Below are 13,257 nucleotides of genomic sequence, written 5' to 3'. Positions count from 1 at the left end.
ACCAACAGGTTTGCGCAACAAAACCATTTAGAACCAATAAAAAAATGGGTTTGCTTATTCAGCAAACCCATCTCTAACAACCTTTTTATAAGGCTCTACCCTCATAAAATCTCACATATAACGCAAACCAGATAAAATCATTACTTTTTTACTGGGCACAGTATTTCCCCCATTTTGCCCGCTTTTTAGCTGTAGATTAAGATTACCTAGTAGTGATGTTTGTACAGCGCTTGTAACTACAAGATTACCATAAACATTAACAATACCTGAACCTCTAAAATCACCTGAAGCATTCCCTGTACCCCCAGCTAAAGAACCACTCAGCATATTTCCATAGTAATTCACCTTGCTCTTACCTCCTGGAATACTATCTAGACCTAAATGCCCATTACTTAAAAATAAAATATTGGCAATATTTGCAGGTGATGTATTCATATCCTTTAGAGTTCCATCTGCATTACAGTATTGTGTTGGTCTTGGTACCAATGATACTGGTGGAGATAATGTACTTAAACCACAGACTCTTTGTAACTTATTACTATTTGGATTTAATAAGTAATAATGATTAGGAGCATAAGAAAAATAATCGTTAGGTGTGCCCTGAACCTTAATCTCAGTATTTGCATTCGAAATATATGTTTGTATGTTACCTGTCGCAATGAGCGTATTAACAAAATTTTTGGTATTGGATAAGGTGATATCAACATTACCTTCGAACCACAATACTCCTACAGGCAGGGTTTGATTACCACTAATACTCCAATTGCCAGTATTGCCCGAAATACCACTACTGATATCACTGCAAGTTACGGATTCTTGTGAAGTAATATCTTTATATTTCGTTACCCCACCTTCAACATAACTTACATTAGCAAGATTGTTTCTAGCGCATGTATTATTCTTGTAAAAGATATAATTAGCATGATCGCGTACATCCTCAGCCTTTAAAAAAGTAACATTAGGATCGAAAGTACCAAGGGATAAGCCACCCAAATCTGCTATAGCTATAGCATTATTATTATTATCTACCACCTTATCATTTTTTACAGCAATAGTTTGATCCCCACCTAGGGTAGCGCTACCATCCTTTCTTAATCCACCTGCAAACATTGAACCATTAAAAGCCCCACCTCCTGTCGTTATATCTGTATAAATTGCCCGAACAACTGAGGAAGCACCGCCGCTTTTAGCGGTAATATCATAACAAAAATAACTTTGACTGCTTGTACTGGTAGGGCAACCTGTAGTCACTACCTTATACGTTGCGATCGTCGCTGCTGGTGTGGAGCCATTGTCCTTGATTTCACCACTATCGATTTGAGCAATCTGCGTAGCGGACAACGGTTTTAACAAACCAGTTAAAGCTTGATAACCAATCGCCGACTTAATCTGCGCCTGCGTTTGCGCATGGGTCGTAAGTGAACTATCCTGCAAACTCCGTACAGACGTGACCATACCCACAACCAAAACGGTTAAGGCAAGACCAATCAATAAAATAAACAAAATAGAAACAAATCCAGCCTGTTTATGCATTTGTCTACTACTCACAGGAAGATGCATAGTTCGAAAAACTTGATGATTACACATATTAAACGCTCCCTTAGGTAGTCACATTAAATAAACAGGTTGAATTGCTTAGAGTAGATAACGTAGAACTGGTACTGGTGGCATAAATATTGGCTTTTACTTCTACATAATACTTACCGCCAGATGCCGTTGCAGTCGTGTTAGTCACACTAAAAGGCGTACATATATTAGTACCTGTTAATTTAGTAACTTTCAGCGATATTTTTCCTACATCTGAATTCACAGTGCTCGGCATATTAGGGGCAGTGGAAATCAGCGTTTGTGAAGGTGGAGGTGTGGTTGTTGAAGGAAGTGCTAACGTCGTACAGCTATATCCTGCACCACCTGTACCAAGATAATAAATTAAACTCTTACCTTCAGATTTTAGTGCTTGGCAATTACCACTTGATAATTTCCATACAATTGCAGCAGCATCAGTATTTAAAGCCGTTGCTGTACCTGCGGTGTCGTAGGCTTGAATTAGCTTATCACTAGCACTCCCATAAGAATCTGTAGGTGCAGCAATGTTATAACCAACACCCTGCAAAATACGGTCAGCAACGATCAAACCTGTGGTAATGTTGGCATCAATGCTGGCCCCTCGTGTCGTTTCAGCAGAAACATAACCTAAAGACACATAAGCTCTTAGTATTGCTAGAATAATAACTAAAGAAATGGTCAGCGCAATCATAATCTCAATAAGTGACATGCCCTGCTGTTTTTTTAATGTACTGTCCATTTTAAGCACCTTCAGGGAGAAATTACTGATTTAACAGGAACAAACGTATCAGAACTACTCACCTGTATGGCAGGTGAATTAACAGTAACGCTTTGCGATTGGTATATGCTTGTTGGGCTGCTTGCCTGATAACTATTTACTGTATAGGTGGTTGAGGTCAACGTACATGGCGTAGTAACACTTGTGCCATTGATTGTAATACTGCTCGTATTCACACAGCTTGAAGCATCTGCCTTCACCGCAATCTGGCGCATTTTGTTAATGGTCTGAAGCTGAATATTGCCATTTCTTTGAACAACAGCAGTATGTGCAGCAATATACGCACCACCCAAACCAATAATCGTCATGAGCAATAAAGTGATCAGCACTTCGATCATGGTAATACCCGCCTGATGCTGATATTTAGAACTGCGCTGTAACTGTAACATTAGAAACTCCCGAGCGAGAAATGGTATATCCACCAGTACATGTCGTGCTTATGCGTGCAGCATTGTTATTTAATTCAAGTGCTGTACATGTAGAACTAGATGCATTTAACGCAATAGAAACCGCAGCAGGATATTTTGCACTCCATAATACGGTGCTGTCATCTGATGCTTTAACATTAATGACACCTTCCGCCCCCCCACTACCATTAGCAACTGTGAGTTTTGCGACCATGGAGTCAGTATCGGTTTGCCGTATACCATTGGGGTTTTTTATCGCTTCTGTAACAGCTTTGCTATAAGCCTCAACCAGTAGTTTTTGGGTTTTATCCACCTGCGTTTTGGCGACCCACGAGGTTCCAAGCGGAATCAGTGCAGCAGCTGAAACCCCAATAATGGCAATCACAATCATCAGCTCAATGAGGGTTACCCCTTTAGATGCCGCTACCATGACGTTAATCCACCACAGGCAGCACCACCTGAAATTGTTCTCACATTCTTATCGGTCAGTGTTAACTCACAACCATTATTCTGATTTTGACCTGTTGCGGTCAGTTTATAGGTTGTCCCTGCAGTATCTCCAATAGCGGCTGGAGAAGAAATCTTATACACAAAATTAGCAGCTTCTGCAGGTGTCCAACTAATACCTGTATTCGTTGAAATATAAGTTTGTGTTGCAGTTGTATTAGTTGCTGAAGACGCTGGATAAGTTAATGATTTTTGGTAGATATGTCCCATCATCAAACTTAACGTCGCTAAATCAGAACCTGCACTGTTCGCTCTTGCTTTTTTGATATATTGTCCATAAGCAGGCAGTGCAATTGCAGCCAAAATCGCCACAATTGCAACCACAACCATGAGCTCAATTAAGGTAAAACCTTGACTTCTTTTTATTTGCTGCATATTTCCTCCCAAACAAGTAATAAAACTTTACCCTATTAAAAATAATACCCAACTTAATTACAAACTAAACACATAAAGGATAAAAGGCATAAAAAAACAGATAATTGCCAAAATACAATTACCTGTCAAATTAAGAATTTAGGTGGTGTTTCAAAATGTATGCTGCTCATTTTAACACCACTATACAAAACCATGATTAATGTAAAAGAAACCCAGATTAAAAGCTTTTATATGATTCAAAACTTTCTTCGAAAAACAGCAGGTTCTTCTTACTGCTCTCTTTATTCGATGTCTTAATCGGCAATTGTTATCCTCTATTCCAACTGTATGATATTTGCCTTGGTGATTTGGCTTAAAGATTTTGATGAAGCTTTCCCAATGGTCACTCGCCATACAATCATAAGTAATATTCAGTTCTTCCATACGCATTTTTAGCTTTTGTGCTGTAACAGCATCTCTTCCACCCCATACGAAAGCGACAATTTCTCCACTACTTCTATCATAGACATATTGCAACCAATACTTACTCTTTTTATCACCAACGAATGTCCAAAACTCATCAATTTCCAAACACTTATAATGATTTTTCTTTGGAATAATTTCATAGTTCGACTGTGTTAAAGTTTTAAGTATCTTGCCAATACTGAAACGAGTGATTTTGAAAATATCCCGAATCCCACAACAACGGACAAGCATAATTAAGATCAGTTTTACTGCTTTTGAATGACAGCCTAAATAAGTCAAATTATGATCGCCAATAAACTGTCTACCACACGCTTTACAACGGTAGTTTTGCTTACCATCGCGTTTAATGCCATTCTTCTTTATACTTGTACTCTGGCAACGAGGACAATGAAGTTCTATTTCGATTTTCACACATTTAAATATAACCGAATTGTGTCTCGTTGCCTCCTTTTAAGATGAGCATACTTTTTAGAACACCACCAGAATTTAAAGAGAATGCTACCTCTTTAACAGTTATGCCTGAATTACAGAGATACGTAACTCTTTCGGCAAACTAAAGGTAATATTTTCTTCACGTCCTGCAAGTTCTTCTGGTTCTTGGGCACCCCAATCTTGTAAACGCTGTATGACTTGTTTGATTAAAATTTCTGGGGCAGATGCACCAGCAGTGACCCCAATCTTAGTATCATCATTAAACCATGTCTGATCTAGTTGGTCGGCATTATCAACCAAATACGCTTGCTTACCCATTCGCTCCGCAAGTTCACGTAAGCGATTTGAATTTGATGAGTTTGGCGAACCGACCACTAAAACTACATCACATTGCATGGCCAAGTCACGCACCGCATCTTGGCGGTTTTGCGTGGCATAGCAAATATCATCTTTACGTGGCCCTTGAATATGTGGAAATTTAGTCCGTAAAGCATCAATCACTTTGGCTGTATCATCAATGGACAAGGTGGTTTGCGTTACAAAAGCCACTTTGTCTGGATCTTTAACGGTTAATGCAGCAACATCTGCTTCATCTTCAACCAAATAAATTTCCCCACCATTTTTTTTATCGTATTGCCCCATGGTGCCTTCAACTTCTGGGTGACCTTCATGACCAATTAAAATCGCTTCCGTACCTTCACGGGCATATTTGGTCACTTCAATATGTACTTTGGTCACCAATGGACAAGTTGCATCAAAGACTTTTAAGCCGCGACGTTCAGCCTCGGTTTGTACTGCTTTAGAGACGCCATGTGCACTAAAAATCACGATATTATCGTCAGGGACCTCATCCAGCTCATCGACAAAAATTGCCCCACGCTGACGTAAATCATCGACCACGAATTTGTTGTGTACCACTTCATGGCGCACATAAATGGGGGGATTAAAACATTCAAGTGCCCGATTAACGATCGCAATTGCTCGGTCGACACCTGCACAAAAACCACGTGGATTGGCCAATACAATTTCCATAAGACCCTCAATGTTCACTTGAATTTGGACTGAATAATTTAAAATAAATGCAAACAACCTACGAACAGCTATTTAGTTTACTGGCTGTCTGCTCTAAAATAGAGAAGATATTTTATCATATCAGGAAAAATATCATGTCGGGTCTCTTGTTTGTCGTTTCTGCTGCATCTGGAACAGGCAAAACATCTCTCGTTAAAGCCCTACTTGAGCGTGTGAATAATTTACATGTTTCTGTCTCTCACACAACTCGTGGTCAACGTCCTGGTGAACTCGAAGGTGTGCATTATCATTTTTCGCAAAAACAAGATTTTCTTGCTTTAGTTGGGCAAGGCGGTTTTATTGAGTATGCAGAAGTGTTTGGTAATTATTACGGCACAGCTCAAGCCACAGTAAAACAACAACTGGCTAAAGGTCATGACGTTTTACTTGAGATTGACTGGCAGGGTGCGCAGCAAGTTCGCAAGCTTTTCCCCGAATCTAAACAAATTTTCATTTTGCCACCGAGCCAATTTGATTTGCGTCAACGTCTTTCAAATCGTGGCACCGACTCTGTTGAAGTGATTGAACAGCGTTTAGATTGTGCAGTAGAAGATATGCAGCAATACACAAACTTTGACTATGTGATTATTAATGATGACTTTAATAAAGCCCTGCATGACTTAGAGTCTGTCATTATTGCCAATCGTTTGGTTTTATCTCAACAAGCGGTCCGTCATCAAGAATTGATTGAAAAATTAATTACTCCTGTTGAATTGTGATTAAAACTTGAGTCTACAGGCAAAGCCTTTTATACTGCTCAGTCTGTTCAAATTTAATATTCAAACGAGAATTCTTATGGCACGCGTAACCGTTGAAGATTGTTTAGACCATGTGGACAACCGCTTTGAGCTTGTACTAGTGGCAAGCAAACGCGCGCGTCAATTGGCACGTCAAGGGATCGAACCAACTGTAGAGTGGGATAACGACAAACCAACTGTTGTGTCTTTACGTGAAATTGCAGCGGGTCATGTATCTAAAGATATTTTGAAACAACGTGATCAAGACTATCAAACGTCTAGTCTAGATCTTGCACTTTCTGCAAATAACTTGAATTTAGATGGTTTTTCTTTCCAATAAGAAAAAAATCTTTAAAAAGCCTAGTTAAAAACTAGGCTTTTTTTATTGGAAAACTTTTATATTTGCTCAATAACCGTTATAACATAGGTATTAAGGTACGTTATTAAGGATGTATCTTTTTGATTTTTTTTGAATGAAAAAATTGACAAATCATGCCATATGTTTTTCATTAAAGGTCTAGCAATTTAAACTGTAAAACTGAAGTAGAAAGGTGTTATATGCCAGGCCCACAGGTCAGCCAAGCCAGACAACAACTGAAAATCATTATCGACGCTTACTTGAATGCAAGCGATGTCGAGCGTGTGCTTTTGGCCTGTGATTATGCAGATATCGCCCATGACGGCATTACCCGTAAAAGTGGTGAACCGTATATCCTGCACCCGATTGCAGTCAGTAGCATTCTTGCGCATATGCGTCTGGACGCAGAAACCCTGATGGCTGCGCTTTTACATGATGTGATTGAAGATACCGACTTTAATAAAGACGATATTAGCGAAAAGTTTGGACATACAGTTGCAGAGCTGGTCGACGGGGTGACTAAACTCAGTCATTCCAGTGATAAAGAATATAATAAAGCAGCCTCCTTCCGTAAAATTCTGCAAGCAACCCTACAAGACCCACGTGTGATTATTATTAAACTGGCAGATCGCTATCACAATATGACCACCTTGGAGTCGTTACGGCCCGATAAACGTCGACGTATTGCTCAAGAAACCTTTGATATTTTTGTTCCCATGGCCCGTATTGTCGGTATGAATGAGATGGCCGATAACCTGGAACATTTGTGCTATCAAAATCTCGATCTCGATATGTTTGATAATGTACAAGAAGCCCTGTTACAAACCAAGCCTAAACGCTGTGAATATCAAAGTCTGTGGGAAAACAATCTCACTGAGCTCTTAAAGACCCATCAAATTAGTGGTCGGATTAAAAAGAAAAATAACAATATTGAGTTATTGCGTCACTTTGTTAAAAATGACATTAACTTACAAGAACTCACCCACAGCCATGCATTTGAAATTATTTTACAAAGCATTGCCGACTGCGACCGGTTAGCTGAAATTTTACGTGAAAATTTTCAGATTTTACGTTATGAGGATCATATTCGCCGTCCCTTACCGGGTGGCAACCAATCCTTGATGATGCGTTTAAAAGGTGAAAAAACCACGCTATCTCTTACGCTTCAAACCGAGCTCATGCGAAAGGCAGCCCGTTTTGGTGTAGTTCTGGGTGAGAATGCGCCACAAGCCTGTAGATCAGCCATTCAAGCCTCTATGCAAAACCTGAATGTACTGATTGATGGTGAATGTGCAAAGACGACATTTAGCGACTTGTTAGATTATTTACATCAAGAAAAAATTTGGGTTTATACCCCTCATGGTCAGTTACATGAACTTCCTCAAGGCGCAACAGCAGTCGATTTTGCTTATTCAGCCAGTCTATTTTTAGGCAACCATGCTGTGGGTGCAAAAGTAAATGGTGAAACCAAGCCTCTTTCGACTCCACTGGTCAGTGGGCAAGTGGTTGAGATTATTACCGATGTTCTTGCAACACCCAATCCAGATTGGCTCAGTTTTATTAACACCCAAAAAGCACGTCGCGCTTTACAAAATATTTTGCGTGATCAAGATATTGAAGAGCAGCAACTGGTCGGTCAGCAAGCCCTGAATCGTGCATTAAAACTGTTTAATCGCTCAGTAAAAGATTTAACCGAAGCCGATTGGATCGATATTTTGCAATGGCGACACATCGAATCTAAAGCGCAGTTATTTGAACAAGTTGCCGTAGGAGATTTGCTTCCGCAATTGGTTGCCAATCATCTGTTTGCACAAGATCAAAGCATAGAGACTCAGTCATCAACCCGCCTGATTCAAGGCACTGACGGTGTCGATGTCAAATATGCCCATTGTTGCAACCCTGTTCTTGGTGATCCTATTCAGGGACATTTATCACGTCGTGGACTAATCGTCCATCGGGCACGCTGTCACAACCTTCTACACGAACAACACCAACATCCAGAAAATATCATGCCTTTGCAGTGGGCTTCTGAAGATGCCGATGATATTAGCTTTACCGCTTATTTAAGCATTGATATGGCGATGAATGATGAACAAATTTCCGACCTTATCTACCAATGCCGTAAAGAAAAAACCGGTGTAGAAATGGTTCATAACCATGAAGGAAAAACCTACGTCAATATTGTGGTGCATAACCGCAATCAGATTGCGCAGATTATTCGTGATTTACGCATGCATTTTGGTTTTCCGCGCATTAGCCGTTTAGCTCAGCCTGTCAACATTACAGAAGTATCTAAAGTAAGTTAATTCAAACATATGCAACTTTTTTAACTGATATACGCTATGATGTATGAAGATGATATAAGGAGAAATCAATGTCCCGCCAAGTAATCCATACGGAAAATGCACCCGCAGCAATTGGTACATATTCTCAGGCAATTTTAGTTGAAAATACACTGTATCTTTCAGGTCAAATTGGCTTAGATCCTTACAGTATGGAATTGGTTGAAGGTATTGAAGCTCAGATTCGTCGTGTATTTGATAATTTAAAAGCAGTCTGTGAAGCAGCAGGTGGCTCTCTGGCGGATATCGCCAAGTTAAACATTTTCCTGACTGATCTTTCCCATTTCCAGCTGGTGAACCAGATTATGGGTGAATACTTCGCACAACCCTACCCTGCACGTGCTGCATTAGGTGTTGCAAGCCTACCTAAAGATGCGCTTGTCGAGATGGATGGTGTGGTCATTATTAGTAAATAAAATCAGATATTTAAATACTTGTCTAAAATACCACCAATCAGGTGGTATTTTTTTATTCAAAATCTCAATAAATAAGAATGATATTTTAAATGAATTTCATTGACAAACGATAATAATTATCAATAATATCACTTATCCTATTTAACTCTTGTGGCGAGTTGAAAATGTACGTTTGTTTATGTCGTGGTATTACTGATCAAGATATTAAAGATGCTGTAGCAAATGGCGCTGAAAGCTTTCGTGAAATTCGCGACTTACTTGATCTGGGTACTTGCTGTGGTCGCTGCGCCCCAGAAGCTCGCGCCATCATTAGCGATGAACTTTCAGAAATCGCTGCTCGTATATCTATTGCTGCTTAAATGCTATAAACATAATCATAAAAGTTTAGTGATCGAAAGATCATTCTTCCTCCCCCGCTTATGACTCTAAGCGGGTTTTCTTATCCTGTTATTCCAAGTTTACCTTTAACCGTTTTTGATTCCGATTTTCATTTGCCGTTCATTGACATCTTCACCGATCTAACGGAAGGGTGATTCCTCCTGCGAGACGCTCATGTCCAAGCGCAAGAATGTTTAGAGCCGAGTTTATATCCCGATCATGGAGTGTACCGCACTCCATGCACTGCCATTCTCTTATTCCAAGTCCTGTCTCCTACCTTTCGGGCTACTGCAGCGTGAGCCACAACACGAACAAGTTTGGGTGGTATAGGCTTCATTGACTTCTGCATACCATACTCCTGCGTTCTCGCATTTATACTTAAGCATGGTTCGCAGTGTGGACCAACTCGCATCTAACACAGATTTTGATAATTTAGTCTGTGCAAATGCTTTGGCATTTACATTGCCAATAAAGATTGCTGCATGTTTGCTCACAAGCTCATGACTAAACTTATGTAACATATTTTGACGAATATTTTTAATCTTGGCATGAATTGCACGTATACGCTTTTTATTTTTGGCACGTTGAGCAGCGCCAAGCTTCTGTTCATATTGGCGATAAATTTTAGGAGCTTTGAGTTTTATACCATCGGAGCATGTTGCAAGATCTTTTAAACCCAAGTCGACGCCGATTGATGTTTTGCCTTTGCTTTTAATTTGTGGCGCATTATCGACAACCAAACACACATACCAACGTCCACGACTATCTTCAACGAATGAACCTGTTTTAACATTGTATTTCGATAGTCCATAGCTATCCCACAGTTTAAATTGATGCTTACCATATTGCACATAACCATCTGCATATTTCACAGCAACCTTTTTGAAGGGAATCCATCCTAAAGAACGTCTAGCTGATTTCTTATTAGTGACGCGCCATTTTAATTTTGCTTTCTTGAATTGCTTTCTACAAGTAATTAATTCTTCAGTGACAGCTTGAATCGTTTGGCTATGCAAATGACATTCTTTAGATGCACCCTTTGTATATTTTGCGACATCGTAGGCACTAAAAAACTGCTGTTTCCTTTGCAAATGCTTAAAACACAAATCATTTACAAAATTCCAGACAAAATTAACTTCAGAGGCTAATTGATTTAGCATCTTGCAATGTTTATCTTTAATGCGAAGTTTAAGTGTTTTCATACATTATAATTTAACATTAAGCTTTTTATTATTTTAGATATATTCCAATTTAGACGACATTTCATGTCGTATGACTTAGATCAGTCTCTTATACTACTACTCTGAAGAACAGCAAAGCTTTACACTCAACTTAATAAATTACTCGCCATTGTTTTGCGAGTTGTTTAAGATAGTTGTTTAAGAAAATTGAAATAATAATTTTTTGATTGCCTGATCCTTTGTGAAGGCAGAAATTGTTAATGGAGTACTTACAATGAAAGGCAATCGCGATGTGATTAATCAGTTAAATCAGGTGCTCTTTCACCACTTAACTGCAATTAACCAATATTTCCTGCATTCACGTATGTTTAATGATTGGGGAGTCGAGCAACTCGGTTCTGCAGAATATAAAGAATCCATTCGCCAAATGAAACATGCGGATAAAATTATCGAACGCATTTTATTCTTGGAAGGTTTACCTAATCTTCAACATTTAGGAAAGTTGTACATTGGTCAACATACGGTTGAAGTTTTGAATTGTGATGTGCGTAAAGTTAAAGAAAATATTGAAGTCCTACAAAAAACAGTTGGCTTGGCTGAACAGGAACTGGATTATGTGACGCGTGACCTTGTACAAGAAATTCTAGAAAAAGAAGAAGAATACTGGGATTGGACCACGACGCAGCTCGACTTGGTTGAGAAAGTCGGCATCGAAAACTACATTCAAAGCCAAATTTAATTCTCTATAAAAAAGCCGGTTCAAAATGATCTGACCCCAGAAAGTTAGACGGTTTGATTAAGCAGCTTTTAAGGACTGATTTCTGTACTCTACAGGACTCAGCCCTTTTAATTTAACCTTGATTCGTTCATGGTTGTAATAGTGAATATATTCTTTCACGGTTTGCTCCAAATCATCAACCGTTTTAAATTCTTCACCGTAGAAACATTCTGATTTGAGTATTCCAAAGAAACTCTCCATAGATGCATTATCTAGGCAGTTCCCTTTACGTGACATACTTTGGATTAATCCTTTCTCCGATAATTGTCTTTGGTAATGCGCCATCTGGTACTGCCACCCCTGATCTGAGTGGACAATAGGCTTTTAGCTTGTTTACAGCTTCTTTCAGCATATCTTTAACCAATCCGAACATCGGTCTGCGCTGTGTTTGAAAGGCAATAATTTCACCATTAAACAAATCCATGATGGGTGATAGATAGAGCTTTTCACTACCCACCTTAAATTCGGTCACATCTGTAACCCATTTTTGATTAGGTTTATCTGCCTCAAATTGGCGTTGCAATATATTGTCTGCAATTTTACCAACCTGTCCCTTATATGAACGATATTTCACAGCCCTGATGCGTGATTTAAGCTGCATGGACTGCATAAGCCTTTGGACGCACTTGTGATTTATAGTTAGCCCTAAGTTCCTGAGTGCAAGGGGATCCTGCGATACCCATACCGCCCCTTATGCTTATGATATATCACCTTTATTTGATGCTTGAGGTCACTGTATTTATCGTCAAGCCTGGATTGCTTTTCATGATAAAAATACGTGCTTCGAGCCATTTTAGATGCACGTATCAAGTATCTTAGCGGATAGATTTGCCTTAATTCAGACACAAATCTTGCAATCGTTGCAGTTCGACTTTTTCCTGTTCTTTCTGCTTCTGAATCAAGGCTCTCCGCTTTTTTAAATAGGCATTCTCCGCACGTAGATATGCCAGCTCCTCAAGCAACTGGTCCTGTGTTTTATCACGATCTTCTTGAGCATATTTACTCTTAATTAACTTGGGTGTTGACATACCTTTGAGTGGTCCTTTGGGCTTGGGTTTCAGGCCATCTATACCATCTTTCTGATAAAGGAATAACCACCTACGAACTGTTTCCTTCTCTTTAATATTAAACCGCTGGGCTGTTTCTCTAATAGATAAACGTTCATCTAAGGCTATTTTTACTACTTTATATTTGAACTCGATCGAGAAAACTGGTTTCGTTCTCAAAGTATCCAGGCCTGACTCACCATGTTGATTATAAGATTTCACCCATTCATCAACACTACTAGGATTTATATTAAATTTATGACCTGTTGTCTTTAATCCAAAACCTGATAAGTAATATTGAACAACTTTAAGTTTGAATTCTTTCGAATATTTAGCCATAGAAAAGCACCCTCCAAATTAGACGAAGTATCCAACTTTCGGGGTGCAGATCAAAATTGAACCGGCTTTTTAGTTTTTAGA

Annotated in this window: 13 protein-coding genes and 2 pseudogenes; 6 read left to right on the top strand and 9 right to left on the bottom strand. The window is 39.2% G+C overall.

Annotated elements, in window-relative coordinates; all coding sequences use genetic code 11:
• Positions 1-111: 111 nt before the first annotated feature.
• The 7 genes from ACP69Y_RS03930 to ispH all read right to left on the bottom strand — a co-directional run bounded on the left by ACP69Y_RS03930 (position 112) and on the right by ispH (position 5,562).
• Positions 112-1,533: a hypothetical protein gene (locus ACP69Y_RS03930; protein ID WP_425916370.1), complete on the bottom strand. Its 1,422-nt coding sequence runs from the start codon at positions 1,531-1,533 to the stop codon at positions 112-114.
• 67 nt (positions 1,534-1,600) lie between these two features.
• Entirely contained in the window at positions 1,601-2,305 is a 705-nt protein-coding gene (locus ACP69Y_RS03925) for a PilW family protein (RefSeq protein ID WP_425916368.1), read from the bottom strand.
• Positions 2,306-2,316: 11 nt separating this feature from the next.
• Positions 2,317-2,733, bottom strand: a complete 417-nt coding sequence (locus ACP69Y_RS03920) for a type IV pilus modification PilV family protein (RefSeq protein WP_425916367.1) — start codon at positions 2,731-2,733, stop codon at positions 2,317-2,319.
• On the bottom strand, positions 2,708-3,181 hold the full coding sequence (locus ACP69Y_RS03915; RefSeq protein WP_425916365.1) for a pilus assembly FimT family protein: 474 nt from the start codon (positions 3,179-3,181) through the stop codon (positions 2,708-2,710). The genes ACP69Y_RS03920 and ACP69Y_RS03915 overlap by 26 nt, the downstream gene beginning before the upstream one ends.
• Positions 3,175-3,633 (bottom strand): prepilin-type N-terminal cleavage/methylation domain-containing protein, encoded by a 459-nt coding sequence (locus ACP69Y_RS03910; protein ID WP_425916363.1) that lies wholly within the window; start codon positions 3,631-3,633, stop codon positions 3,175-3,177. Before ACP69Y_RS03910 ends, ACP69Y_RS03915 begins: the two co-directional genes overlap by 7 nt.
• Positions 3,634-3,813: 180 nt before the next feature.
• A complete protein-coding gene (locus tag ACP69Y_RS03905; protein ID WP_425916362.1) occupies positions 3,814-4,509 on the bottom strand; it encodes an IS1 family transposase in 696 nt (231 codons plus the stop codon).
• A gap of 102 nt (positions 4,510-4,611) precedes the next feature.
• On the bottom strand, positions 4,612-5,562 hold the full coding sequence (gene ispH / locus ACP69Y_RS03900) for a 4-hydroxy-3-methylbut-2-enyl diphosphate reductase (protein WP_425916360.1): 951 nt from the start codon (positions 5,560-5,562) through the stop codon (positions 4,612-4,614).
• A 134-nt stretch (positions 5,563-5,696) separates the two neighbouring features.
• On the opposite strand from ispH, the gene gmk reads away from it, so the two are divergent.
• From gmk to ACP69Y_RS03875, 5 genes are all read left to right on the top strand, one after another.
• Positions 5,697-6,320, top strand: coding sequence for a guanylate kinase (gmk, locus tag ACP69Y_RS03895; RefSeq protein WP_425916358.1), 624 nt, complete (start codon positions 5,697-5,699; stop codon positions 6,318-6,320).
• Positions 6,321-6,396: 76 nt separating this feature from the next.
• On the top strand, positions 6,397-6,678 hold the full coding sequence (rpoZ, locus tag ACP69Y_RS03890) for a DNA-directed RNA polymerase subunit omega (RefSeq protein ID WP_131217345.1): 282 nt from the start codon (positions 6,397-6,399) through the stop codon (positions 6,676-6,678).
• A 218-nt stretch (positions 6,679-6,896) separates the two neighbouring features.
• The gene (locus ACP69Y_RS03885) at positions 6,897-9,002 is read left to right on the top strand and encodes a RelA/SpoT family protein (RefSeq protein ID WP_425916356.1); all 2,106 of its coding nucleotides are present in this window, start codon (positions 6,897-6,899) and stop codon (positions 9,000-9,002) included.
• A 68-nt stretch (positions 9,003-9,070) separates the two neighbouring features.
• A complete protein-coding gene (locus ACP69Y_RS03880; protein WP_425916354.1) occupies positions 9,071-9,454 on the top strand; it encodes a RidA family protein in 384 nt (127 codons plus the stop codon).
• A gap of 164 nt (positions 9,455-9,618) precedes the next feature.
• Positions 9,619-9,813: a bacterioferritin-associated ferredoxin gene (locus tag ACP69Y_RS03875; protein ID WP_407306984.1), complete on the top strand. Its 195-nt coding sequence runs from the start codon at positions 9,619-9,621 to the stop codon at positions 9,811-9,813.
• 151 nt (positions 9,814-9,964) lie between these two features.
• On the opposite strand, the pseudogene ACP69Y_RS03870 reads toward ACP69Y_RS03875, so the two are convergent.
• Positions 9,965-11,034 (bottom strand): annotated as a pseudogene (locus ACP69Y_RS03870) (RNA-guided endonuclease InsQ/TnpB family protein).
• 253 nt (positions 11,035-11,287) lie between these two features.
• Between ACP69Y_RS03870 and bfr the strand changes: the two are divergent.
• A complete protein-coding gene (gene bfr / locus ACP69Y_RS03865) occupies positions 11,288-11,752 on the top strand; it encodes a heteropolymeric bacterioferritin subunit Bfr (protein WP_425916352.1) in 465 nt (154 codons plus the stop codon).
• Between the two features lie 57 nt (positions 11,753-11,809).
• Here the strand turns inward: bfr and ACP69Y_RS03860 are convergent.
• Positions 11,810-13,176: pseudogene (locus tag ACP69Y_RS03860) on the bottom strand (IS3 family transposase).
• Positions 13,177-13,257 lie beyond the last annotated feature (81 nt).

Source organism: Acinetobacter sp. TSRC1-2, assembly GCF_049895885.1.
Lineage (GTDB): Bacteria > Pseudomonadota > Gammaproteobacteria > Pseudomonadales > Moraxellaceae > Acinetobacter.
Note: the sequence above shows the minus strand (reverse complement) of the source record. Positions and strands in the feature narration are given on the sequence as shown.